A 23,265-nucleotide genomic window follows, 5' to 3' on the forward strand; every position below is an offset into this window, starting at 1 on the left:
ACATGGAGTTGCGTCAGGTCGAGTACTTCCTCGCCGTCGTCGAAAACGAGGGCATCAACGGGGCTGCCGCGTCGCTCGGCGTCGCCCAGCCCACCATCTCGCAGGCGCTGCGTGGACTCGAACGGGAACTCGGGGTGCAGTTGTTCCACCGCATCGGCAGGGGCATGGTGCTCAGCGCGGCCGGACGCAGCATGGTTGGGCCCAGCAGGCAGATCCTGCGGGACGTCACCGCGGTCGAGGACCTCCTCGCCACCTCCGACGGGGCACTCGCGGGCCGGCTGGACATCATGACCTTCCCGGCGCTGGCGCTCGGTCCCGTCGTGGACCTCGTCACCGAATTCCGCCGGTCCCACCCGAACGTGTCGGTGCGGTTGGGCGAGTTGAAGGACGAGTCCCAGGCCGGATCGCTGATCGAGGACGGCCACTGCGAATTCGTGGTGGCGCACTTCCCGCTCGACGATGCCGGCCTGGACGTCGTCGAACTCGGCGAGCAGGAATACTGGCTCGTGTATCCGCCGGGCACCGACGTGCCGGAAGGTACGGTCCCGTTGTCGGCGTTACCCGACATCCCCATGGTCTTCGTCCCCCGCGGCCATTCCGTCGCGAACGAGATCGAGGAGTCGATTCGTCACGCCGGGGCACGCCCTCGCCTCGCGGCGCTGTCGGAGCACCGCGAGGCGCGACTTCCGTTGGTACTGGCCGGGATCGGCGGAACCCTGCTGGAACGGTCGATCGCGGAGGCCGCCCGGGACCGCGCGGTGGTCCGCCCGGTGGAGCCGAAGGTGGCCCGCACGTTCGGGATCGCATTCGATCCCGACATGCTCTCCCCCGCAGGGCAGGCGTTCGTCGAACTGGTGCGGGCGCGCACCTCGGGCGACGGGCGCCCGCTTACATGAACCGTCCGCCGGTGACCTCGAGAAGCGTGCCCGTCATGTAGGACGAGAGATCCGACGCCAGGAACAGCGCGACGTTCGCGACCTCGCCGGGCTCACCCGCGCGGCCCATGGGGATCTCGCTCATCTTCTGGTCCCACGCCTTCTGCGGCATCGCCTCGGTCATGGCCGACCGGATCAGTCCCGGCGCAATCGCGTTGACCCGCACACCGTGGTGCGCGAGTTCCTTCGCGGCGGCCTTGCTGAGTCCGACGATGCCCGCCTTGGCCGCGGAGTAGTTGGTCTGCCCGACCATGCCGACCTTGCCGGACAGCGACGAGATGTTGACGATCGCGCCGCGCTTGGCCTCGCGCATGATGGCGGCGGCCTTGCGCGTGCCGTTCCAGGTGCCCTTCAAGTGCACGTCGATGACCAGGTCGAACTCGTTCTCGGTCATGGTGCGCATGGTCGCGTCCCGGGTGATGCCCGCGTTGTTCACCATCACGTCGAGCGAGCCGAACCGGTCGACGGCTGCCGCCAGCAGGGTGTCGACCTGCTCCGAGTGCACGACGTTGCAGCGGACGGCGTGCGCGACTTCGGCGCCTCCCAGCTTCTCGGCGGCGGCGGTGGCCGCATCGAGATCGACGTCGCCGATGACGACCCTCGCGCCTGCCTCGACGAAGGTCCGGGCGATCTCGAACCCGATGCCCTGGGCGCCTCCGGTGACGACGGCTGTGCGGTTGGCGAGCAGTTCCATGGGAGTCCCTTTCACATGACGACCTGCTGAATATAGCGGCGGCAACACACCGTCAGCGGGCTCGGCCCATCGGGATCTCCTATGGCGAGTGTGGGCCGATTCGTATGGGACGCGGGGCGGGCAGCGGAGAGATGGTCGTGCCGTCGATCGCACAGAAGCTGTGGCACAGCCGGGTGACGATCCGCGGCCCGCGTTCGGGATCGAACCACCGATCGATGTGCGCCCAGTGATAGGGGTGCGTCATGTACGGCCCGAGCAGTCCGCCCACGTTCGCGTACTCCTGCTCCCAGACGTGGGTCCACCGGGCCGAACCGCCCGATTCGTGCACCCGGCTCAGCTGCGACGCCCCGATCGTGCGGATGTACTGCGGCATGGCCCGTGTCTCGGCCTCGAACCGCTCCACGACCGCCGGGTCGACCGCATCGTCCACCGCCACCAGCAGCGTCCGGTACACGGTCGGCGGGCCGTCACCGCGTGCGGGCGTCGCGACACCCGTGTACGCGACGCTGTCGACGTGCCCGACCTCCGGGACGCACAAGACCGCCGCGATCTCGGATTCGGCAGCGCGCCAGTGGGATTCGTCGTCGAAGTGGAGGTGCACCATGAGGTCGCCCCCGTTGATCCCGCCGGGCAGCGTCGGTGTCGCGAGCACAGAGCGGGCCCGGGAGGCGGCGACCTCGTGCAGCCTGGCGGCCAACGACGTGCTGGTGGCGGGATCCGCATCGGCGACCAGGTGAACGAGCTCAGTGACCTTGAACATCGCCCGCCCCCTCCATGTCGGCGGGTGAGCAGGACACTGTGCGCCGCCGGCTCGTGAGGAGCTCGTCGGCATCAGCCCACCAGCGGAGCACCTCCGCGTCGTGGCGGGCGAGAAGGCTCTGCTGCCACCACGCGCGAGCGCCCCGCACGGTCCAGCTGACGGTCAGGGAGTTCGACTGCTCTTCCAGCCATACCGGTGGGGCGACGAGCACGCGGTCGAGCGTCAGGCCGCGCGCAATCGCGCCGGGCGCATAGCGCTCCATGTATGCGGCGAGAAATGCGCGAGCCCCGCCGGGTGCGACCACCATCTCGTCGACAACGAAGACGAGCGAGTCCGATGTGTCCATCTCCTCACGCCTTCTGCGTCTGGCCGGCGTCGACGACCAGCTCGGTTCCGGTGACGTATCGGGATTCCTCGGAGGCCAGGAACAGCACGGCGTTGCTGACGTCGACGGCGTCCACCCACGGGATGGGCAGCAGATTCCGTTCGGCCAGTACCCGTCTCGCATCCGAGTCGGTCGGATTCTCGAGGTCGGGGCACAGGCGCGCGAGGGTGGCGGGATCGAACGTCGCCGAGGTGCCCACGGCCCCCGGGTGCACCGTGTTCACCCGGATCGAGCGTGGCCCGAGTTCGTGGGCCAGGGTGCGCGCCAATCCCACCGCCCCGTGCTTGGCGGCGGAGTAGTGCGCGCGGCCGGGGTTCGCGCGGACCCCGGCGGTGGAGCCGACGATGATCACCGATCCCCCGGCACCGCTGGGCATCCGAGGCACGGCCGCTCGCACGGTGTTCCAGACTCCGGTGAGGTTGACGTCCAGCGACCGCTGCCACGTCTGGTCGCCGATCGTCCAGGCCGGGCCGGGAGAGTCGCAGAGTCCGGCATTGGCGACCACGACGTCGATGCGGCCGAATTCGGCGGCCGCGGCCGCGCTCGCGTCCCGCAGCGCCGCGAAGTCCCGCACATCCGCGGTCCGGGTCGAGACCCGACGGCCGAGGGCGCCGACCAGGTCGGCCGTCTCGGCCAGCCCCCGCTCGGACTCCGCCCCGGGAAGGTCGACGGCGACGATGTCGGCGCCTTCCTCGGCGAGGCGCTGCGCGTGCGCACGCCCCATGCCCCGGGCCGCACCGGTGATGAGTACTACCTTGCCCGCCATGCGCGACATCGGCGCTCCCTTCTCCCCCGACCAGGACGGTAGGGGGAGAAGGGCACACCTGACAGAGGTGCTTCCACCCAGCGGGAGAGTGACGGACCCCCGAGGACGCTAGGTCGTCGCGGCGGCGAGACGGACACGCAGTTCCGTCTTGAGGATCTTCCCGACCGCCGACGTCGGCAACCGGTCGACGACCACGACATCACGGACCTTCTTGTACGGCAACACTCGTTCGGCCACGAACGCGGACACCGCGTCCGCGTCGACCGTCGCTCCCGGCGTCGGCACGACGAACGCCACCGGCTCCTGGCCGACGCTGCCGGCCTCCCGGCCGACGACGGCGGCCGAGGACACGTCCGGATGCGAGACGAGGATCTCCTCGAGCTCACGCGGATAGACGTTGTACCCCTTGTAGATCAGCATGTCCTTGGTGCGGTCGCAGATGAACAGGTACCCGTCCTCGTCGGCGTAGGCGATGTCGCCGGTGTCGAGCCAGCCGTCGACGTACTGCTGCGCCGTGATCTCCGGATGGTTCAGGTAGCCGTCCGTCACCTGCGGTCCGCGAACCCACAACTTGCCGCGTTCACCGACGGCGAGCACCACCCCGGAATCGTCCTGGGCCCGGATCTGCACCTCGGTGTCGAACACCGGCAGTCCTACGCTGCCGACCTTGTACGCGACAGCGCCGGTCAGCGGCGCCGAGGCCACCAGGCAGGTGCCCTCGGTCAGGCCGTATCCCTCGACGACACTCGCCGAGGGGAAGGCCCGGCCCAGTGCCTCGAGTGTCACGTGGTCGATCGGTGCCGCGCCGGAGGAGACCACGCGCACCGAATCGGTGTCGCGGGTCGCGGCGTCGGGATGGGTGGCGACGGCGTGCCACATCGCCGGGCTCCCGGTGATGTACGTGGCGCGGTGCGTCTCGATCAGTTCCAGCATGCGGCCGGGCTCGAACCGCCCGGCGAACACCTGCGTCGCCCCGCAGAGCAGCAGGAACGACAGGTTGATCAGCGCGTGGGCGTGGAACAGCGGCGAGACGACGACGGTGGCTCCGACGCCGGGCACGACACCGCGGTCCTCGAGACCCTCGATGGGGCGCAACTCGATTCCGCCGTCGGCACCGGCACCTACTTCGTGTCCCGCCCGCCAGGCGATCATCTGGGTCACGTTGGCGACGACGTTGCGGTGCAGCACCCGCACTCCCTTCGACACCCCGGTGGTCCCGCCCGTGTAGGCGAGGTGGGCGACGTCGTCCCCCGACACCCTCGGGACGAAGGGCCCGCAGGCGTACCCGGACACGAACTCCGCGAACCCGAACTGACCGCGTCCCGTGCCGGCGGCAAGTCCGGCCACCACGGTCGTGCGGACGGTGGTGCCCCCGGCCGCCTCGGTGAGGGTGCCCAGTTGCCCGGGCTGGGTGACCGCCGCGACCGCTCCCGTGTCCAGGATCTGCGCGCGCAGACCGGGGGCGGGTTGCAGCGGGTTGACCAGGGTGACGGTCGCCCCGGCACGCAACGCGCCGTAGTAGGCCACGACGAACTCGACGCAATTGCCGAGGTGCAGGAGTACCACGTCGCGCTCGGTCACCCCCGCGTCCCGCAACGCCGCCGCGAAGGCACCCGACCGCTGGTCCAGTTCGCGGTAGGTGCACACCGTGTCGCCGTCGACCACGGCGGGCCGGTCGCCGTACAGGTTCGCCATGCTCGACGGAAACGCCGCCATCGTCAGTTCCGGGTAGTGCAGTTTCACGTTCGGTCCTCTGTTCGTCAGCGAGGTGCCATGCGGATGGCACCGTCCAGGCGGATGGTCTCGCCGTTGAGGTAACCGTTCTCGAGGATCTGGCAGGCGAGCTGCCCGAACTCGCTCGGCTTGCCCAGACGCGACGGGTTGGGCACCGACTTCTCCAGGGACGCACGCACGTCTTCGCGCAGCCGGGCCAGCAGCGGAGTGTCCATGATCCCGGGGGCGATGGTGCACACCCGGATGTTGCGGCTGGCGAGGTCGCGGGCGGCGGTGACGGTCATGCCGACGATGCCGGCCTTGGACGCCGTGTAGTTGATCTGGCCGATCTGGCCCTCGAACGCGGCGACGGATGCCGTCAGCACGACCGCGCCGCGCTCGCCGTCGACCTCGTCCAGGCGCGCCATCCGTTCCGCCCCGAGGCGCAGGGCGTTGAACGAGCCGACGAGATTGAGCCGGATCACGAATTCGAAGTCCTCGACCGAGCCTGCCTTGCCGTCGGAGTCGAGGATCCGCATCCGACGTCCGGCTCCGGCGCAGTGCACGAGGCCGCGCAGGCCGCCGCGCTCGTCGGCCACGTCGAGTGCGGCCGCGAACTGCTCGGGATCCGTCACGTCGGCGGGAGCGAACTGCGCCGAGCCGCCCAGTTCCTTCGCGGCCGCCTCGCCGTCGGAGTTCGGCAGGTCGATGAGCGTGACCTGAGCGCCCGCGTCCACGAGGCGGCGTGCCGTCGCGAGGCCGAGCCCGGACGCGCCGCCGGTGACCGCCGTCGAGATTCCCTTGAGTTCCATCGTGCGGGTGTTCCCTTCGAAAGATGTTGTCGGATCAGAGAAGTTCGAGAATGGTGGCGTTGGCGAGGCCGCCCGCCTCGCACATGGTCTGCAGTCCGTACCGGATGCCGTTGTCCCGCATGTGGTGGACGAGCCGGGTCATGAGGATCGCGCCGGAACCGCCGAGCGGGTGACCGACCGCGATGGCGCCGCCGAGCGGGTTCAGCCGATCGGTCGCGGCGCCGGTCTCCGCCTGCCACGCGAGGGGGACGGGCGCGAAGGCCTCGTTCACCTCGAACGCGCCGATGTCACCGATCTTCAGCCCCGACCGCGAGAGTGCCTTCTCCGTCGCGGCGATGGGTCCGGTCAGCATCATCACCGGGTCGTCGCCGGCGACGGCGCAGGTGTGGATGCGGGCCATCGCTGTCAGGCCCAGTTGCGCGGCCTTCGCACTCGTCATGACGAGTAGTGCGCCCGCGCCGTCGGAGATCTGCGAGGAGTTTCCGGCGTGGATCGCGCCGTCCTCCTTGAAGACGGTCTTCAGCTTGCCGAGCGACTCGAGCGAGCCGCCGCGCCGGATCCCCTCGTCCCCGGCGAGGACGTCGGACAGCGGGGCGAGTTGCCCGTCGAATGCGCCGCGGTCCACGGCGTGCGCCGCGCGTTCGTGGGAGCGCAGCGAGTACTCGTCGAGCACCTGACGGGAAAGGCCCCACTTCTCGGCCATCATCTCGGCGCCCGTGCCCTGGCTGAACCCGTCGACGCCGTAACGGTCGAGGACGGCCGCCGGGAAGTGCTCGCCGTTCTTGCTCGCACTGCCCATCGGCACCCGGCTCATGGACTCCACGCCACCGGCGACGACGATGTCCTCGTGGCCTGCGATGACGGTGGCGGCCGCGAAGCTCACGGCCTGCTGGCTCGATCCGCACGCCCGGGTGAGGGTGGTGCCCGGCACGGTCTCGGGCCAGCCGGCCGCGAGGACCGCGGTGCGGGCGACGTTGCCCGTCTGCTCCCCCACCTGGCTGACACAGCCCCAGACGACGTCGCCGATCTCGTCCGGTGAGAGTCCGGTGCGCGCGACGAGGGCCTCGAGGACATGCGCCGACAGGTTGGCGGGGTGGATTCCGGAGAGGGAACCGCCACGCCGCCCGATGGGCGTGCGGACGGCGTCGACGATCACTGCATCGCGCATGGTGGGTTCCTTCGGTGAGGGGGTGTGATTCGAATCAATCACGGGCGATGCCGTCAGCACAACGACTTTCGGCCGAACGCAGCGTTAGTTGGTGCCTATGTCCGCAGCGTCGCCCCGGACCAGTTTCTTGTCGCGCTCGGGGTTCGCGAACAGTAGTGCCCCGACGGCGCACACGGCGGCGACGAGTCCGAGTGCCTGGAACGCGGTGGCGTAGCCCTCGGCGGGCGAGGCGGCCGCGTCGACGATCAGACCGGTCGCGTAGGGGGCGACGAGGCCGCCGATCGCCATCAAGGCGAGGAACACGCCGAGGGTGCCCGCGGTCTGCCTCGGCGGGCAGATCTCCGAGATCGCGGCGTTGAGCAGCGGGAAGACCGAGGCGGCGAAGCCGTAACCGACGGAGACGACGAGGACGGCCACGGCGGGTGTGGTGATGGACGGGAGTGCCAGCAGGATCGCCCCGCAGATCAGCACCCCGACGGCGGGCACGATGACGCGCACGACGCGGGACGTGGAGCCGCGTGCGAGCAGGCGGTCGCCGACCACCGACGAGAGGAGCATCAGGATCAGTCCGGCGATGCTCGGGAACGCGAACATGGAACCGGCCTGCAGCCTGCTGTACCCGAGGCCGACCTCGAAGTACGAGGGCAGCCAGGTCAGAACCACCGCGACCAGCGCGTAGACGCTCATCACGAGGAGTGCACCGCTGATGAACGTGCGGGTCCGGAAGATGCGGCCCCACGGCACCGCGGGTTCGGAGACCTCACCGGCGGCCGCGGCGGTGTCGCCGCCCTTGCCGCTGCGAATGTACGGGCCCTCGCTCCAGACCGTCAGCCAGACGACGCACCACAGCACTCCGATGGCGGACAGGGCGACGAGCGCGTACCGCCATCCGTAGGTGACGGTGACGTAGGCGAGAACCGGAGCGACGGCGATCTTCGCGATCGACGCGGCACCGGCGAGCAGCGCGCTCGGCAATCCACGCTTGGCGGGCGCGTGCCACGAGTAGGCGGCCGTGTGAAGCAGCGCGGAACTCGGCCCTTCGGCCAGCCCCAACAGCAACCTACTGACCAGCAGGACCGCGAAACTCGCGACGACCACGAGCGGCAGTATCGCGACCGCCCAGGCGAGCGCCAGGACCAGCAGCGACCACCGCAGCGGCATCCAGCGGTTGAGCGCGCCGGCGAAGAACCCGCCGACGGTGAACGTCAGGAAGAACAGGCTTCCCACCAGCCCGATCTGGGAGGCATTCAGCCCCAGCTCGTGGGCGAGGGGTTGGGCGATGATGCCGAGAACCGCCTTGTCGGCGTAGTTGACGACGTAGAGCAGCACGAGGAGGCCGGTCAGGCCCCAGGCGCGGCTGCGCGACTCGGAACCGATGGCGACGGTCCGGTCGAGGAGGGCAGAGGATCGGGTCACGTGGTGATCCCTTCGGGGACGAGGTGGCGTGGGTCACAGTGTCTGGGTTCATTCAACGGACCGGGGTGCGCGCGATCAATACGCACTCGGCGAAGACACCGGCTACGTCTGCCTATGGGTCGCGGTTGCACGCCGCTTCCGTGCATTGGAGTGCGCTATCCGACCGATAGCCGAACGCCTCTAGCCGGGCCCCTGTGAATCGGGCATTCTCATCCCATGAGCCGCCTCGCCCAAACCCTCGGCCTGACCGAGTTCCAGACGGAGATCGTCGCCGCGGTGCGCACCTTCGTCGATCGCGAAATCATCCCGGCCGCACAGGAACTCGAACACTCCGACACGTACCCCCAGGCCATCGTGGACAAGATGCGCGACATGGGCCTGTTCGGGCTGATGATCCCCGAGGAGTACGGCGGCCTCGGCGAGTCGCTGCTGACGTATGCCCTGTGCGTGGAAGAGCTCGCGCGCGGCTGGATGAGCGTGTCGGGAGTGATCAACACCCACTTCATCGTTGCGTACATGATCCGTCAGCACGGCACCGACGCACAGAAGAACCACTACCTGCCGCGGATGGCCACCGGAGAGGTGCGCGGAGCGTTCTCGATGTCCGAGCCCGAGCTGGGGTCCGACGTCGCCGCGATCCGCACCAAGGCCAAGCGAGAAGCCGACGGCGACTACCTGATCAACGGGCAGAAGATGTGGCTCACCAACGGCGGCAGTTCGACCCTCGTCGCGGCACTGGTGCGCACCGAGGAGGGCGCCGCCAAGCCGCACGCCAACCTCACCACCTTCCTGATCGAGAAGCCCGCCGGCTTCGGCGAGGTCCTCCCCGGCCTCACCATCCCGGGCAAGATCGACAAGATGGGCTACAAGGGCATCGACACCACCGAGCTCCTGTTCGACAACTACCGCGCCGGCGCCGGCGACGTCCTCGGCGGCACCCCGGGTCGCGGGTTCTCCCAGATGATGGACGGTGTCGAGGTCGGCCGCGTCAACGTCTCCGCCCGCGCGTGCGGTGTGGCGATCCGGGCGTTCGAGCTGGCCGCCCGATACGCGCAGCAACGCAGCACGTTCGGCAAGCCGATCGCCGAACACCAGGCCGTCGCGTTCAGCCTCGCCGAGATGGCGACGAAAGTCGAAGCCGCACACCTGATGATGGTCAACGCGGCCCGACTCAAGGACTCCGGTGAACGCAACGACGTCGCCGCGGGCATGTCCAAGTACCTCACCAGCGAGTACTGCTCCGAGGTGACCCAGGCCAGCTTCCGCATCCACGGCGGCTACGGCTACTCGAAGGAATACGAGATCGAGCGCCTGATGCGCGAGGCACCGTTCCTGCTCATCGGCGAGGGCACCAGCGAGATTCAGAAGATGATCATCAGCAAGGGCGTACTACGCAGTTACGCACTGTAATTCGAAGGAGAAATCTCGTGCAGCGTACGGTGTTCAACGAAGATCACGACGCATTCCGGAATACCATTCACGACTTCATCGCCAAGGAAGTCGCCCCCGTCCACCACGACTGGGAGGGCGAGGGGCATCCCCCGCGCGACTTCTACCGCCGCCTCGGCGAGCTCGGGGTGCTGGGCATCCAGGTGCCGGAGGAGTTCGGCGGCGGCGGCGAGAAGAGTTTCAAATTCGCCGCGGTGGTCGGCGAGGAGACGGCGGCCGCCGGAGTCTCGTTCGGCAGCTACTCCGTCCACACCAACCTGATCCTGCCGTACCTGCTCGAGTACGCGAACGACGAGCAGAAGCAGCGGTGGCTCCCGGGGTTCGCGTCCGGCGACATCATGTTCGCCATCGCGATGACCGAGCCGGGTACCGGTTCGGACCTCGCGAACATCGCAACGTCGGCCAAGCTGTCTGCGGACGGGACCCACTACGTCCTGAACGGCGCCAAGACGTTCATCACCGGCGGAGCGCTCGCCGACCGGGTCCTGGTGGTGTGCCGCACCGCGCCCAGCACCCCCGAGGACCGCCGGGCCGGTCTCACGATCCTCGTCGTCGACACGGCGTCCGAGGGTTTCGCGGTGGGCCGCAAGATCGAGAAGATCGGCCTGAAGGCCTCGGACACCGCCGAACTGTCCTTCACCGACGTATCGGTCCCCGTCACGGACCGTCTCGGCGACGAGGGGGCCGGATTCAGCTACCTCACCCACAACCTCGCTCAGGAACGTCTCTCCATCGCGCTCGGCGGGTCGGCGACCTCGGCCGCGGCACTGCAGCACGCGATCGCGTACGTCAAGGAGCGCAAGGTGTTCGGCAAGCCCGTCGCCGCGTTCCAGAACACCAAGTTCGTGCTCGCCGAATGCGCCACCGAGGTCGAGGCGATCCAGCTGATGGCCGACCGCGCGCTCGAACTGCACGATGCCGGCGAACTGACGGTCGCGGATGCCGCGAAGGCCAAGCTGTTCTGCACCGAGGCGGCGGGCCGGGTCATCGACAAGTGCCTGCAACTGCACGGCGGTTACGGCTACATCCTCGAGTACCCCATCGCGCGCCTGTACGCGGACACCCGCGTCTCGCGCATCTACGGCGGTACGAGCGAGGTCATGAAGACGATCATCGCGAAGGATCTCGGCCTCTGACCCACACCCCAACAGTATGGGCGTACTGTTTGAAGGCGAGGAGGAGAACATGTGGGATCCAGACAAGTACCTCGCCTTCGCGGACCATCGCGGGCGCCCGTTCTACGAGTTGCTGTCACGCGTCGACGCGCGGTCACCCCGCCGCGTGGTCGACCTCGGCTGCGGCCCGGGGAACCTGACCGTCAGCCTCGCCGAGCGGTGGCCGGACGCCGTCCTCGAGGCCTCCGACAGCTCACCCGAGATGGTCGAGGCCGCGCGTGAACGCGGCCTCGACGCAAGCCGGCTGGACGTGCGCGACTGGACGCCGGAGCCCGACACGGACGTCGTCGTCTCCAACGCCGCCCTGCAATGGGTGCCCGAGCACCGGGAGTTGTTGTGCCGCTGGCCGACCCGACTTCCCTCGGGGGCGTGGATCGCGGTGCAGGTACCCGGCAACTTCGACGCGCCGTCGCATGCGATCGTCCGGGACCTCGCCGGCACCGAACGCTGGTCCCGGTCGCTGGCGGACATACCGTTCCGCGAGAGCAAGGTCGTCGACGGTCCCGTCGAGTACGCGGGCCTGCTCGCCGACGCGGGGTGCGCCGTCGACGCGTGGGAGACCACGTACGTCCAGCAACTGACCGGGGAGAACCCGGTGCTGGAATGGATCACCGGAACCGCACTCCGCCCCGTCAAAGACGCGCTCCCGGCGCAGGAGTGGGACCGGTTCCGCACCGAACTCGTCCCGCTCCTCGACGAGGCGTACCCCCGGCGACCGGACGGGACCACGTTCTTCCCGTTCCGGCGCATCTTCGTCGTCGCCCAGGTGCAGTGACGCACCGGATCAGCCGTGATGCCTGCGGTACGCCGCGGCCGCGCCGGGGTGCAGCGGCACCCCGGCGGTGACGATCAACGACTGCCGGTCCAGGAACTGGCTGCCCGTCGCCTGATCCGGCACCAGTTCCGCCGCATGATCGATCAGCACCTCGACGATGGCGCCGGCGGCGGTGTCGGAGACGGACGCGTCGGCGAGCAGCAGGTTGGCGAGACCGATCGTCGCGACGGCCGTCTCCTGGCCGTACGTTCCGGGCGGAATCAGCACCGGCTCGTAGCGCGGGCCGTACCGCGCCCGCAGCAGCTCCAGTTCGGCGGACAGGTCGAGTAGTCGCAGCGGGATCCCGAGATTCGCGAACGACGGCGTGGGCACTCCGCCCGCCCACAGGACCGCGTCGACGGTGCCGTCACGCAGTGCCTGCCCCGCATCGGTCATCGACAGGTGCAGGCGCGTCACATCCCCGGGAGCCGCCAGACCCAGCACCTCGAGGATCCGTTCGCCCGTCAGCTCCGCACCGGAGCCTGTGGCACCCAGACTGATTCGCGTTCCCCGCAGCTGCGAGGTGTCCGTGATGCCGGAATCGGCGCGCACCGCGAGCTGCATGTAGTTCTCGTACACCTTGCCGATGGCGGTGAAACCGGCGCCGGCCTCCATGGCCGACACAGCCGCGTCGGCGAGACTCAGGGCCAGTTCCGCATCTCCGGATGCCAACGCCACCAGGTTGTCCCTCGACCCCGCCGTCCGGACCGGGACGATGCTCACCGGCACTCCGGCACGGTCCGCGGCGGCGGCCGTCAGCTGGGCGAACTCCCAGAAAAACCCGCCCTCCTCGCCGGCGGCGAGGCGCAGCGGGTCGGGGGCGCGGTCCGAGCACGCGGCGAGCACCGAACCCGTCACCGCGGTCGCTCCGGCGGCGACGACGCCGCGCAGAAGTGCACGTCGGGTGATCACGGCGCCACCGCCGGAAGTGTCAGCGTCACCCGGAGCCCGTGTGGCCGCTCCGCGGCGATCGCCAGCGACCCGCCGCCGCCCTCGACGAGCGCGGTCGCGATCGACAGCCCGAGCCCGGTGCCCTGCTGCCCGGCCCCCGACCCGCGGAAGAAGCGCGAAGACAGTTTGCCGACCTCGTCCTCGCTCACCCCTGCCCCGTCGTCGCTCACCCGGATCTCGATCCCCGAGGCGGACCGTCCCGTGTCGATCCGGACCGTCGAACCTCGACCGGCGTAGGCGTGGGCGTTGCTGAGCAGCACGTCCAGGACCTGCGCCAGGTGGCTGGACCGGAAGTCGGCGAACAGCGGCTCGGCCGGCTGTTCGAGCACGATCCCCATCGCCGACTCCCCGAGAGCCTCCGTCCAGGCGTCCGCCCGGTCCGCGACGACGGACCCGACGTCGCAGCCGACGTGCGCGGTCTCGTCGTCGGCGGTCTCGGAGTCGGAGTCGGTGGTGTCGGGCGATTCGGCGACCGCCAGCGCCAGCAGACCGTCGAGGATCCCGCCGAGCCGATCGACCTCCATGCCCGTCCGGCGGTATGTCTCGGCCCCGGCGTCGGCGACGTGCGGTCCGAGGGAATCCAGACGGAAGTGCAGAGCGGCAAGCGGGTTTCGGAGCTGATGGGCGGTGTCGGCGATCAGCTGGCGCTGCGCCTGTCCGGACGCCTGCACGGCGTTCGACATCACATCGAACGCCTTCGCCAGTTCCTGGACCTCGGGCGGGCCGCTGTACCGGCCGGACGGACGCCCCGCGGTACGCCGCGCCCGCGGACGGGGCGACGGGACGGCGTCGGTGAGCGCGCCGACCCGGTCGGTGAGCGCACCGAGTGGGCGAACGGTCCACCGGGACAGCGCAATCGCGACCGCGGTGACCGCCGCCAGCGCGCCGAGCGCCCCCGCCGCGATCACCAGCCACGACGTCCGGATCGACTCGCGCGCGGCACGGGTCGACACGTTCATGACGACGGCGCCGTCCACCTGCGCCCCGGTGCCGACGGGCACGGCCGACAGGACGCGATCCGCCGACCACGGTGTCAGCGAACCGCTGATCCCCTGTTTCTGATTGCGGAGTCCGGCCGTGATCGCGGAGGCCACGCCGGCGTCGTCCGGCGACAGTCCGGCCCCGGCGCGGAGGTTGCCCCTGGCGTCGACGATGAGCACCCCCTCGCCGTACAACTCGTGGTAGCGGGCCACCTCCTCCCGCAGCAGCGTGGTGCTCCCGGGGGCCTGCGTCTGTCCGGCGAGGCTGGCGAAATGCGTCGCGTCGGCCTCCCTGCTCAACCGCAGGGCCTGCGTTCGCCCCGCACCGGTCGCCAGCGCCAGCGGGACGGCGAACGCCACCACCGCAATGGCCGCGAACACCAGCAGGACGGCGAGCACCCGGCGGCGCACGTCACGTGCCCCAGCGGTAGCCGTACCCGCGGATGGTCGAGATGAGGCCGGGGCGGCCCAGTTTCGCCCGCAGCCCGGTCATGTGGACGTCGAGGGTGCGCGAGATCGCCACGTACGCATCGCCCCACACCGCGTCCATCAACTGCTGGCGGCTCACGGCGGCGCCGGGGCGGGCGACGAGCACCTCGAGAAGCTCGAACTCCTTGGCCGTCAAAGCGACCGGTGCTCCCCCGACCTCGACCTCGCGGGCATCCAGATCCACCACCACATCGCCCTCGGTGACCTTCTGCGCAACCGAAGGTCCGGTTGCCCGGCGACGCTGGGTCACCACGTCGAGCCGAGCCAGCAGTTCCGCGAGCCGCGCCGGTTTGACGAGGTAGTCGTCGGCCCCGCCGCGCAGTCCCCGCACCACCGAACGTTCGTCGTCGCGGGCGGTGAGGATCACCACCGGAACGTCGCTGACGGCCCGCAGCTGCCGGAGCACCTGCAGGCCGTCTGCGTCGGGGAGACCGAGATCGAGGATCACCACGTCCATACCGCGATGGCCGAGAAGAAGATCGGAGCCGCGGCGCATGCGCACCGCCTCGTGGCCGTGGGAACCCAGCGCCTCCACGAGTGCGTCGCCGACTCCGTCGTCGTCCTCGACCACCGCGATCTGCACTTCAGTCCCTTCGATCAGCTCCGCGAGTCGACCAGCTCGACGTCGTCGTCCGGGGTGTCCTCCCGGCTGGCCGCCCGGTCCAGCGGCGAACCCTCCGAAGTCTCACGCATGAAGAAGTAGACGACGAGCGAGATGGCGATGCACCCGGTCACGTAGTAGAAGAATAGCGATTCGTGGCCGGCCCGCTTCAGGGCGAGGGCGACGGTCTCGACGGTTCCGCCGAAGATCGCCAGTGTCAGGGCGTACGGCAATCCGACCCCCAGCGCACGGACTTTCGTCGGGAACAGCTCGGTCTTCACGATGGCGTTCACCGACGTGTACCCGGTGACGACGATCAGGCCCAGCATCATCAGCGCGAACGCGACCAGCGGGTTCGTCGTCTTCCCGAGCACCGTCATCAACGGCACGGTCAGGACGGTTCCACCCACACCGAAGAAGATGAGCAGCTTCCGGCGCCCGATGCGGTCGGACAGCGCACCGCCGATCGGCTGCAGCACGATGAACACCAGCAGTGCCGCGAAGTTGATCCACGCCACCGTGTCCTTGGAAATGCCGGAGGTGTTGATCATGTACTTCTGCATGTACGTGGTGTACGTGTAGAACGCCACGCAACCACCGAGCGTCAGAGCGCACACCAGCAGGCACTCGCGCGGGTACTGCAGCAGCATCCGGAGCGAACCTTCCTTCGGCCCGTCGTCCGAGGTGTCTGCGTCACGCTTCGCCTCCACCTCGTCGGTGAACGCCTCGGACTCGTCCATCGTGCGGCGCAGCCACATCACCGCGACGGCACCGGCGGCGCCGATCAGGAACGGGATCCGCCAGCCCCACGACTGCATGGCCTCCGCCGGCAGCGTCAGCTGCAGGATGATCTGCACACCCAGCGCGATCAGCTGTCCGGCGACGAGGGTGACGTACTGGAAGCTCGAGTAGAACCCACGCCGTCCCGGCGAGGCGACCTCGGCCAGGTAGGTGGCGCTGGTGGCGTACTCGCCGCCGACCGACAGTCCCTGCAGCATCCGGGCGATCACCAGGAGCACCGGAGCCACGAGCCCGATGCTCGCGTAGGACGGTGTGACGGCGATGACGAGCGAACCCGCCGCCATCACGGTCACCGACAGGGTGAGCGCCGAGCGACGTCCGTGCCGGTCGGCGTACCGCCCCATGATCCAGCCGCCGATCGGCCGCATGAGGAAGCCGACCGCGAACACGGCCGCCGTCGACAACAGCTGCGCGGTCGTGTCGCCCTCGGGGAAGAACTCCTTCGCGAAGTACACGCTGAACGCCGCGTAGACGTACCAGTCGTACCATTCGATCAGGTTGCCGACCGAACCCTTCAAAACATTGCCGATGACTCGGCGTTCACCCGTCGATGTGGTGCTCACGCGGGACTCCTCTCGATGCCCTGGATCTCTGCGTTCACACCACAGTGGGTCAGGTCACATCGATTCGGAAGGGGTCCGGCGGCTTCCTAACATTCCCTTAGGGAAGTCCCCCTGTGAGTACTTGTTAACCGCGGGCGGTTAACAAGTACTCACGGCAGGGGTGTCCTCGCCCAGCCGCGGCGGCGCGGTGCGATAGCTCGCCGGGGTGGCGCTGAGCCGGATCGGATTCGCCACCTGACGCACGGGCTCGTCCCTGCGGCGATCGTCGATCTCGACCACCGGATTCAGTCCGAGCCGCTCCGCCAGCGCCACGGCGTCTGCGATGTCGTTGAGCGGACCGCACGGGACACCCTGCGCGGTCAGCTTCTCGAACCACACGTCCGCGAAATCCGACGCCAGCGCCTCGGTGATGTCCCGGACCAGTTGCTCGCGGTGCGCCACCCGTTGCGTGTTGGTCGCGTACCGCTCGTCGTCGGCAAGTTCGGGAACACCGAGAACCTGCACGAGCGAAGCGAACTGACGATTGTTCCCGACCGCCAGCACGAGCGGACGGTCACCGGTCCGGAACACCTCGTACGGGGCGATGCTGGGGTGCCGGTTGCCCATCGCCTGCGGAACGACACCCGCGCCCACATACCCGGACGTCTGGTTCACGAGGGCGGACAGCAGCGACGACAGCAGATTCACCTCGACCCGCTGACCCTCCCCGCTCCGGTCCCGGTGTCGCAGCGCGGCCAGAATCCCGACCGCGGCGTGCAGTCCGGTGATGACGTCGACGACGGCCACCCCGACCTTCGTCGGAACCCCGGGTTCCGGGCCGGTGATGCTCATCAACCCGCCGACGGCCTGGATGAGCAGGTCGTACCCGGGGAGGTTGTTGTGGCCGCCGAAACCCGTCACGGAGCAGTAGACGACGTCGGGGTTGATCTCCCGGATCGCGTCGTAGCCGAGTCCGAGCCGGTCCATCGTGCCTGGGAGGAAGTTCTCCACCACCACGTCGGCCCGGGCGGCCAGTTCCCGCGCCTGTTCCAGGTCGGCAGGGTCGCGCAGATCCCAGGCGAACGACCGCTTGTTGCGGTTGACGGACTGGAAGTAGGTGGATTCGTCGCCCACCCACGGCGGACCCCACTGCCGCGTGTCGTCGCCGACGCCGGCACGTTCGATCTTCACGACCTCCGCCCCGAGGTCGGCGAGCAGCATCGTGGCGTACGGGCCGGCCAGCACCCGGCCGAAGTCGGCGATCAGCAGGCCGTCCAGCGACGCGGTCCCAGCCGACTCGAGCGACCCGCTCACCGGAACGCTGCCTCGCCCGTCAGCGCCTTGCCGATCACCAGCTGGTGTACCTCGGACGTGCCCTCGTAGGTGAGCACCGACTCGAGGTTGTTAGCATGGCGGATCACGGGGTATTCCAACGTGATTCCGTTGGCGCCGAGGATGGTCCGGCATTCGCGGGCGATGGCGATGGCCTCCCGGACGTTGTTCAGCTTGCCCGTGCTGACCTGCTCGGGGCGGGCCTCGCCGCGGTCCTTGAGGCGTCCGAGGTGGTACGCGAGCAGGTGGCCCTTGCCGACCTCGAGGGCCATGTCGGCGATCTTGACCTGCGTGATCTGGTAGGCGGCGAGCGACTTGTCGAAGACCTGACGGTCCTGCGCGTAGGAGATGGCGGACTCCAGGCAGTCGCGGGCGGCGCCCATCGCGCCGAAGATGATGCCGAACCGGGCCTCGTTGAGGCAGCCGAGCGGACCGGACAGTCCCTTGGCCTCCGGCAGCATCGCGGAGTCGGGCAGCCGGACGTCCTCGAGCACCAGTTCGGAGGTGACGGACGCCCGGAGCGACATCTTGTGCTTGATCTCGGGCGCCGAGAAGCCGGGGGTGTCGGTGGGCACGACGAATCCGCGGATCCCGTCGTCGGTGCGCGCCCACACGACGGCGACGTCGGCGACGGACCCGTTGGTGATCCACATCTTCGTGCCGTTGAGGATCCAGTCGTCGCCGTCCCGCTTGGCGTTGGTGCGCATCCCTGCGGGGTTGGAGCCGAAGTCGGGTTCGGTGAGGCCGAAGCAGCCGATCGCCTTGCCCGCGGCCATGCGGGGCAGCCACTCCTGCTTCTGGTCCTCGCTGCCGTAGTGGTGGATCGCGTACATGGCCAGCGAGCCCTGCACGGATACCAAACTGCGGATACCGGAGTCGACGGCCTCGAGTTCCAGGCAGGCCAGGCCGTAGGCGGTGGCGCTCATGCCGGCGCAGCCGTAGCCCTCGAGGTGCATGCCGAGCACGCCGAGTTCACCGAGCCCTTCGGCCAGTTCACGGACGGGCAGCGCCGCCGCCTCGAACCAGTCGCCGATGTGGGGCCGGATCCGGTCGTCCGCGAATCGGCGGACGGTGTCGCGGATCGCGATCTCCTCGGTGTCGAGCAGCGAGTCGAGGGCGAACAGCTGGGACAGGGACTGCGGGTCGGACATTGTTCCTCCACGGGGCCGGTGGGGCTGGTGTGCAAACGTTCGCGAGAACGATTGCACGAACGATTTCGTCACGTAGACTAAGGCGCATTCCGGCGGCCGTCAACCACGAGGCCGCCGGGTCCCCATCCCCGAGCGCGAGGATTGCCCGTGAACCTGCCGGACCGCCCGACACGCACCTCCGGGCGTCCGCCTACCCTCCGCGAGATCGCCGAACGAGCCGGTGTCCACGTGTCGACGGCGTCCCGGGTGCTCCGGCAACCCGAACCCGCCGACGGCTGGTCCGAGGCGGCGCTGCGGGTCCGCGAGGTGGCGGTGGAACTCGGCTACCAGCCCAACCTGTGGGCCGCGAGTCTGCGGACCCGGAAGACAACCACCCTCGGCGTCGTCATGCCGCGCCTCACCGACGGGGTGGTCGCCACCATGTTCCAGGGCATCGAGGAGACCGCGACGCAGGCCGGCTACTCAGTGCTGCTGTCGAGCCCACCCGACGATCTCGACGCGCAGCGCCGCGCCATCGACTTCCTCGTCAGCAGGCAGGTCGACGGCCTGCTGCTCAGCAGCCTGCACAGCCCCGGCCGCGAGTTCGTCGACTCACTGTCGGTGGGGGCGCTGCCGATGCTGCAACTCAACCGGCACGCCGACGTCGGTCTGCCGTTCGTGTCGGGCGACGACCACCGGGGCGGCTACCTCGCCGGGCGGCACCTCCTCGACCGCGGTTTCACCGAGATCGCCGTCATCGCCGGACCCGAACACGCGAGCACCTCACGGGACCGCCTCGCCGGTTTCCGTGATGCGCTGGCCGAGAACGGGATCGAACTCGGAGCGGATCGCGTCGTCCGCTCCGACTTCGACGTGTCCGGCGGTGTCGCCGCGGCCACGGTTCTCCTGGAACCGGATTCGCGCCCCGAAGCGATCTTCACCGTCAGCGACACCATCGCGATCGGCGTCCTCGGCGTCGCCCGGGACCTCGGGCTGCGGATACCCGAAGACCTCGCGCTCGTCGGATACAACGACATTCCCGTGGTCGCCCAGCTGCCGGTGCCGCTGACCACGGTCCGATCACCCGCACGCCTGATCGGCGCCACGGGTGTGCGTCATCTCCTGTCGCTCATCGCGGGCAACGAGGTGGAATCGGTGAAGCTCCCCGTCGAACTGGTCGAGCGGGCGTCGACCAGGCGATAGTCAGAGCGTCGCCCGCAGTTCCCGCTTGAGCAGCTTGCCGCTCTGGTTGCGGGGCAACTCGTCCACGAACACCACCTGCTTGGGCACCTTGAACGGGGCGATGCGCTCCTTGACGTGGGCGATCAACCCGTCCGGGGTCACGCCGGACGCGTTCTCCCGCAGCACTACCACCGCGGTGGTCGCCTCGATCCATTTGTCGTCCGGCGTCCCGATGACGGCCACCTCGGCCACGTCCGGGTGCGTGTAGACGGCGTCCTCGACCTCCCGCGACGCCACCAGGATGCCGCCGGTGTTGATGACGTCCTTGATGCGGTCGACGACGGTGATGTACCCCTCCGGATCCCGCGTCACCAGATCGCCCGAGTGGAACCAGCCGTCGCGGAACGCGGCCGCGGTGGCGTCGGGGTTGTCCCAGTACCCCTGGCACAGTTGCGGTGACCGGTACAGCACCTCGCCGGGGGTGCCGTCCGGAACGTCGTTGCCGTCCGGATCCACCACCCGCGTCTCGACGAAGAACACGGCCTTCCCGCACGACGACGGCCGCTCCTCGTGTTCCTCGGGCTGCAGCACCGTGGCGAGCGGCCCGATCTCGGACTGTCCGAAGCAGTTGTAGAAGCCGAGGTCCGGGTAGCGTTCGCGGAGCCTGTTCAGCACCGTCACCGGCATGATCGACGCGCCGTACTGCGCCTTCTTCAGAGAGGACAGGTCGCGGGTCTCGAGATCGGGGTGCCCGGCGAGCGGCACCCACACCGTCGGCGCCAGGAACAGCGAGCCGATGCGATCGGTCTGGATGCGCCGCAGGATCTCCGGGATGTCCGGGGTCTGCATCAGATTCACCGAGGCACCCACCGACAGGTAGGGCAGCATGAAGACGTGCATGCCCGCCGAGTGGTACAGCGGCATGCAGATCAGCGGATTGTCGCGCTCGTTCAAAGCGAGCGCGATCACGGAAGACACGTACTCGTGCACCAGGCCGCCGTGAGTCATCATGGCGCCCTTCGGCTTCGACGTCGTCCCCGACGTGTACAGCAGCTGGGCCAGGTCGGTCGACGCGACCGGCGCGGCCACGTCGGGCACGTCGCCGGAGCCGGCGTGGGCGAGCAGGGAGTCCTCGGCGTCGCGCAGGGGCACCACGTGACGCAGGTCGAGCGCGTCCCGGACCGCGTCGAGCGTGCCGCGGAGCGCAGGGTCGACCAGCACCGCAGCGCTTCCGGACTGCGACACCAGATAGGTCAGCTCTTCGCCCTTGAGCGCATAGTTGACGGGGACGTGCACGAGACCCGCACGCGCGCAGGCCAGGAACCCGATCGTGTACGCGTCCGAGTTCGTGCCGTACGCGGCGACGCGTTCACCGGCCGACAGTCCGAGCGACTGCAGGTGGGCGGCGGCCCGGCTGACCGCGTCGTCGAGTTCGCGGTACGTCCAGGTGCGGTCCTCGAAGGTCAGCGCCCTGCGGTCGGGGAACTTGGCAGCCGAGCGTCGCAGCACTCCGTCGACGGTGTCGGTACGCGCATCCAGACTCATGCACGAAGGTTATAGGACGTCCAACTACCCCGCCAGAGGTTCGGAGCTACCGCCCCGCCGACACCAGCATCGGCGAATGCATGTCGTAGTACGACACGTCGCCCATCAGCCGCCCCTCTTCCTCGAACAATGACCTCAGGTCGTCCGGTATCTCCAATTTCTCGTGGGACCGGGCCTCCGCCTCGGACGTGAAGTACACCGCCTCGACGTACCCGCCGTCGCCGTAGGTGCACAACGTTCCACCGAGGATCTCCGGGCGCAGCTGATGAACCTGAGGTTCGGCCTGTTCCAGCAACTCCCGCATCCGACTCACGTCGGTCGTGTGCCCCTCCATCACCTGCACGAACGTCGCGTCGTCCGAACCGCCACCCATCCACTCGGTGACCTCGGGGCAGTCCATGAAGGAGACCGCTCCGTCGAAGCAGCGCTCCGTCTCCACCCACCACGCGCCCTGCTCGGGCCGTTCACTGTTCCGCCGGGCCGCGTCGGCGGATTCGAAACGAGCCAGCGCGATGAACGTGCCGTCGTCGCACAGGCCCTGGGTGCATCCCAGGAAACCCGTCGCCCCGGGGCGCAGTTCCTCGGTCCAGCGATCCATGCAGCGGCGCAGGCCCGCCTCGTCCGATACCTTTCCTTGAATAATCTGGATGAACATCGATGTCACCTCCCGCGGGACGGTCGCCCCGCAGTGAGAACGATCTCGGTGGCCGACCCGTCGCGGTCCACCGTCAGCGGGCACCGACGGCCCGCGGCCGCAGCCACTGCACACTTGATCCTTCGCCGGTTCGTTGTGCGGCGCAATGCGGGCAGCGAGCCACTATTTCCCCTGCCATTGGGGTGTGCGCTTCTCGACGAACGCCTGCATGCCTTCCTGGGCGTCGCAGGTCACGGCGTTGGTGGCCATCGTCTCCGCCATCGCCTTGTACGCCTCGTCCTGGGGGAGTTCGATCTGGCGGTAGAACGCCTGCTTGCCGATCTTCACGGTGAGCGGGCTGGCCTTCGTGATCTTCCCGGCGAGGGCCCGGGTCTCCGCGTCGAGGTCGCCGGGCGCGACAACCAGGTTCACCAGGCCCCAGTCCGCGGCGGTCTCGGCGCCGATCGTCTCGCCGGTGAGCAGCATCTGCAGGGCACGCTTACGTCCGATCGCGCGGCTGAGAGCCACCATCGGGGTGGAGCAGAACAGGCCGATCTTCACCCCGGGTGTCCCGAATACGGCGTTCGACGCCGCCACGACCAGATCGCACGAGGCGGCGAGCTGACAGCCCGCCGCGACCGCCGCACCCTGGACGGACGCGATCACCGGCTGCGGAATGTCCTGCACGGTCTGCATCATCTCGACGCAGGTGTCGAAGATGGCCTGCTCGTCCTCGAGTGTGCGGCCGATCATCTCCTTCAGATCGTGTCCTGCGGAGAACACCGGCCCTGCAGCCCTGATGACGACGACGCGGGTGGTGTCGTCGTCGCCCAGCTTCCGAAGCGCTGCGGTGACGTCCCGCATGGCCTCGGACGACAGCGGATTTCGCTGGTCGGGGCGGTTCAGGGTGAGGAACGCGACGCCGGTGTCCGGCTCGGCAGTGGTCTCCACGAAGTTCTCGGTCATGACTACTGCCTACCACCCGTGAGTA

The 23,265-nt window shown here is 69.0% G+C and carries 22 protein-coding genes; 5 read left to right on the forward strand and 17 right to left on the reverse strand.

Annotated features, from left to right (window positions below):
- Window positions 1–2: 2 nt before the first annotated feature.
- A complete protein-coding gene (locus tag RJ1_RS25635) occupies window positions 3–896 on the forward strand; it encodes a LysR family transcriptional regulator (protein ID WP_073365143.1) in 894 nt (297 codons plus the stop codon).
- Here the strand turns inward: RJ1_RS25635 and fabG are convergent.
- The 8 genes from fabG to RJ1_RS25675 all read right to left on the reverse strand — a co-directional run bounded on the left by fabG (window position 889) and on the right by RJ1_RS25675 (window position 8,649).
- The gene (fabG, locus tag RJ1_RS25640) at window positions 889–1,629 is read right to left on the reverse strand and encodes a 3-oxoacyl-ACP reductase FabG (RefSeq protein WP_073365145.1); all 741 of its coding nucleotides are present in this window, start codon (window positions 1,627–1,629) and stop codon (window positions 889–891) included. The two genes, RJ1_RS25635 and fabG, sit on opposite strands and share 8 nt — an antisense overlap.
- A gap of 79 nt (window positions 1,630–1,708) precedes the next feature.
- Entirely contained in the window at window positions 1,709–2,389 is a 681-nt protein-coding gene (locus RJ1_RS25645) for a Dabb family protein (protein ID WP_073365147.1), read from the reverse strand.
- The gene (locus RJ1_RS25650; protein ID WP_073365149.1) at window positions 2,373–2,735 is read right to left on the reverse strand and encodes a hypothetical protein; all 363 of its coding nucleotides are present in this window, start codon (window positions 2,733–2,735) and stop codon (window positions 2,373–2,375) included. The genes RJ1_RS25645 and RJ1_RS25650 overlap by 17 nt, the downstream gene beginning before the upstream one ends.
- 4 nt (window positions 2,736–2,739) lie before the next feature.
- Complete coding sequence (locus RJ1_RS25655) at window positions 2,740–3,549, reverse strand: mycofactocin-coupled SDR family oxidoreductase (protein ID WP_073365153.1); 810 nt, start codon at window positions 3,547–3,549, stop codon at window positions 2,740–2,742.
- A 99-nt stretch (window positions 3,550–3,648) separates the two neighbouring features.
- Complete coding sequence (locus RJ1_RS25660) at window positions 3,649–5,256, reverse strand: AMP-binding protein (RefSeq protein ID WP_073365227.1); 1,608 nt, start codon at window positions 5,254–5,256, stop codon at window positions 3,649–3,651.
- Window positions 5,257–5,300: 44 nt separating this feature from the next.
- Window positions 5,301–6,065, reverse strand: coding sequence for an SDR family NAD(P)-dependent oxidoreductase (locus RJ1_RS25665; RefSeq protein ID WP_073365155.1), 765 nt, complete (start codon window positions 6,063–6,065; stop codon window positions 5,301–5,303).
- Between the two features lie 34 nt (window positions 6,066–6,099).
- Window positions 6,100–7,233, reverse strand: a complete 1,134-nt coding sequence (locus RJ1_RS25670; RefSeq protein ID WP_073365157.1) for a thiolase family protein — start codon at window positions 7,231–7,233, stop codon at window positions 6,100–6,102.
- 84 nt (window positions 7,234–7,317) lie between these two features.
- Window positions 7,318–8,649 (reverse strand): MFS transporter, encoded by a 1,332-nt coding sequence (locus RJ1_RS25675; protein ID WP_073365159.1) that lies wholly within the window; start codon window positions 8,647–8,649, stop codon window positions 7,318–7,320.
- Window positions 8,650–8,865: 216 nt separating this feature from the next.
- On the opposite strand from RJ1_RS25675, the gene RJ1_RS25680 reads away from it, so the two are divergent.
- The 3 genes from RJ1_RS25680 to RJ1_RS25690 are packed head-to-tail and all read left to right on the forward strand — an operon-like array spanning window position 8,866 to window position 12,048.
- The gene (locus tag RJ1_RS25680) at window positions 8,866–10,059 is read left to right on the forward strand and encodes an acyl-CoA dehydrogenase family protein (RefSeq protein ID WP_073365161.1); all 1,194 of its coding nucleotides are present in this window, start codon (window positions 8,866–8,868) and stop codon (window positions 10,057–10,059) included.
- Between the two features lie 17 nt (window positions 10,060–10,076).
- Window positions 10,077–11,234, forward strand: coding sequence for an acyl-CoA dehydrogenase family protein (locus tag RJ1_RS25685; protein ID WP_073365164.1), 1,158 nt, complete (start codon window positions 10,077–10,079; stop codon window positions 11,232–11,234).
- Between the two features lie 49 nt (window positions 11,235–11,283).
- A complete protein-coding gene (locus tag RJ1_RS25690) occupies window positions 11,284–12,048 on the forward strand; it encodes a trans-aconitate 2-methyltransferase (protein ID WP_073365229.1) in 765 nt (254 codons plus the stop codon).
- 9 nt (window positions 12,049–12,057) lie between these two features.
- On the opposite strand, the gene RJ1_RS25695 is transcribed toward RJ1_RS25690, so the two are convergent.
- The 6 genes from RJ1_RS25695 to RJ1_RS25720 form a co-directional block, all read right to left on the reverse strand.
- On the reverse strand, window positions 12,058–12,999 hold the full coding sequence (locus RJ1_RS25695) for a TAXI family TRAP transporter solute-binding subunit (protein ID WP_073365166.1): 942 nt from the start codon (window positions 12,997–12,999) through the stop codon (window positions 12,058–12,060).
- Window positions 12,996–14,429: a sensor histidine kinase gene (locus RJ1_RS25700; protein ID WP_073365168.1), complete on the reverse strand. Its 1,434-nt coding sequence runs from the start codon at window positions 14,427–14,429 to the stop codon at window positions 12,996–12,998. Before RJ1_RS25700 ends, RJ1_RS25695 begins: the two co-directional genes overlap by 4 nt.
- A 1-nt stretch (window position 14,430) precedes the next feature.
- Window positions 14,431–15,090: a response regulator transcription factor gene (locus tag RJ1_RS25705; protein ID WP_073365170.1), complete on the reverse strand. Its 660-nt coding sequence runs from the start codon at window positions 15,088–15,090 to the stop codon at window positions 14,431–14,433.
- A gap of 14 nt (window positions 15,091–15,104) precedes the next feature.
- Complete coding sequence (locus RJ1_RS25710) at window positions 15,105–16,472, reverse strand: MFS transporter (RefSeq protein ID WP_073365173.1); 1,368 nt, start codon at window positions 16,470–16,472, stop codon at window positions 15,105–15,107.
- Between the two features lie 138 nt (window positions 16,473–16,610).
- Window positions 16,611–17,765, reverse strand: a complete 1,155-nt coding sequence (locus RJ1_RS25715) for a CaiB/BaiF CoA transferase family protein (protein ID WP_073365175.1) — start codon at window positions 17,763–17,765, stop codon at window positions 16,611–16,613.
- Entirely contained in the window at window positions 17,762–18,934 is a 1,173-nt protein-coding gene (locus RJ1_RS25720) for an acyl-CoA dehydrogenase family protein (protein ID WP_073365177.1), read from the reverse strand. The genes RJ1_RS25715 and RJ1_RS25720 overlap by 4 nt, the downstream gene beginning before the upstream one ends.
- A gap of 147 nt (window positions 18,935–19,081) precedes the next feature.
- On the opposite strand from RJ1_RS25720, the gene RJ1_RS25725 reads away from it, so the two are divergent.
- The gene (locus RJ1_RS25725) at window positions 19,082–20,116 is read left to right on the forward strand and encodes a LacI family DNA-binding transcriptional regulator (protein WP_073365178.1); all 1,035 of its coding nucleotides are present in this window, start codon (window positions 19,082–19,084) and stop codon (window positions 20,114–20,116) included.
- On the opposite strand, the gene RJ1_RS25730 is transcribed toward RJ1_RS25725, so the two are convergent.
- The 3 genes from RJ1_RS25730 to RJ1_RS25740 form a co-directional block, all read right to left on the reverse strand.
- Entirely contained in the window at window positions 20,117–21,640 is a 1,524-nt protein-coding gene (locus RJ1_RS25730) for an acyl-CoA synthetase (RefSeq protein WP_073365180.1), read from the reverse strand.
- Between the two features lie 46 nt (window positions 21,641–21,686).
- Window positions 21,687–22,295 (reverse strand): hypothetical protein, encoded by a 609-nt coding sequence (locus RJ1_RS25735; protein WP_073365232.1) that lies wholly within the window; start codon window positions 22,293–22,295, stop codon window positions 21,687–21,689.
- 162 nt (window positions 22,296–22,457) lie between these two features.
- Window positions 22,458–23,240 (reverse strand): enoyl-CoA hydratase, encoded by a 783-nt coding sequence (locus RJ1_RS25740; protein ID WP_073365182.1) that lies wholly within the window; start codon window positions 23,238–23,240, stop codon window positions 22,458–22,460.
- Between the last annotated feature and the right edge of the window lie 25 nt (window positions 23,241–23,265).

The organism is Rhodococcus jostii NBRC 16295 (assembly GCF_001894825.1).
GTDB classification, from domain to species: domain Bacteria; phylum Actinomycetota; class Actinomycetes; order Mycobacteriales; family Mycobacteriaceae; genus Rhodococcus_F; species Rhodococcus_F jostii.

Bases quoted from the DNA above. Each gene is read 5' to 3' on its own strand.
- RJ1_RS25635 (WP_073365143.1), top strand. From the start codon at position 3: ATGGAGTTGCGTCAGGTCGAGTACTTCCTCGCCGTCGTCGAAAACGAG.
- fabG (WP_073365145.1), bottom strand. From the start codon at position 1,629: ATGGAACTGCTCGCCAACCGCACAGCCGTCGTCACCGGAGGCGCCCAG.
- RJ1_RS25645 (WP_073365147.1), bottom strand. From the start codon at position 2,389: ATGTTCAAGGTCACTGAGCTCGTTCACCTGGTCGCCGATGCGGATCCC.
- RJ1_RS25650 (WP_073365149.1), bottom strand. From the start codon at position 2,735: ATGGACACATCGGACTCGCTCGTCTTCGTTGTCGACGAGATGGTGGTC.
- RJ1_RS25655 (WP_073365153.1), bottom strand. From the start codon at position 3,549: ATGTCGCGCATGGCGGGCAAGGTAGTACTCATCACCGGTGCGGCCCGG.
- RJ1_RS25660 (WP_073365227.1), bottom strand. From the start codon at position 5,256: ATGGCGGCGTTTCCGTCGAGCATGGCGAACCTGTACGGCGACCGGCCC.
- RJ1_RS25665 (WP_073365155.1), bottom strand. From the start codon at position 6,065: ATGGAACTCAAGGGAATCTCGACGGCGGTCACCGGCGGCGCGTCCGGG.
- RJ1_RS25670 (WP_073365157.1), bottom strand. From the start codon at position 7,233: ATGCGCGATGCAGTGATCGTCGACGCCGTCCGCACGCCCATCGGGCGG.
- RJ1_RS25680 (WP_073365161.1), top strand. From the start codon at position 8,866: ATGAGCCGCCTCGCCCAAACCCTCGGCCTGACCGAGTTCCAGACGGAG.
- RJ1_RS25690 (WP_073365229.1), top strand. From the start codon at position 11,284: ATGTGGGATCCAGACAAGTACCTCGCCTTCGCGGACCATCGCGGGCGC.
- RJ1_RS25720 (WP_073365177.1), bottom strand. From the start codon at position 18,934: ATGTCCGACCCGCAGTCCCTGTCCCAGCTGTTCGCCCTCGACTCGCTG.
- RJ1_RS25730 (WP_073365180.1), bottom strand. From the start codon at position 21,640: ATGAGTCTGGATGCGCGTACCGACACCGTCGACGGAGTGCTGCGACGC.
- RJ1_RS25735 (WP_073365232.1), bottom strand. From the start codon at position 22,295: ATGTTCATCCAGATTATTCAAGGAAAGGTATCGGACGAGGCGGGCCTG.
- RJ1_RS25740 (WP_073365182.1), bottom strand. From the start codon at position 23,240: ATGACCGAGAACTTCGTGGAGACCACTGCCGAGCCGGACACCGGCGTC.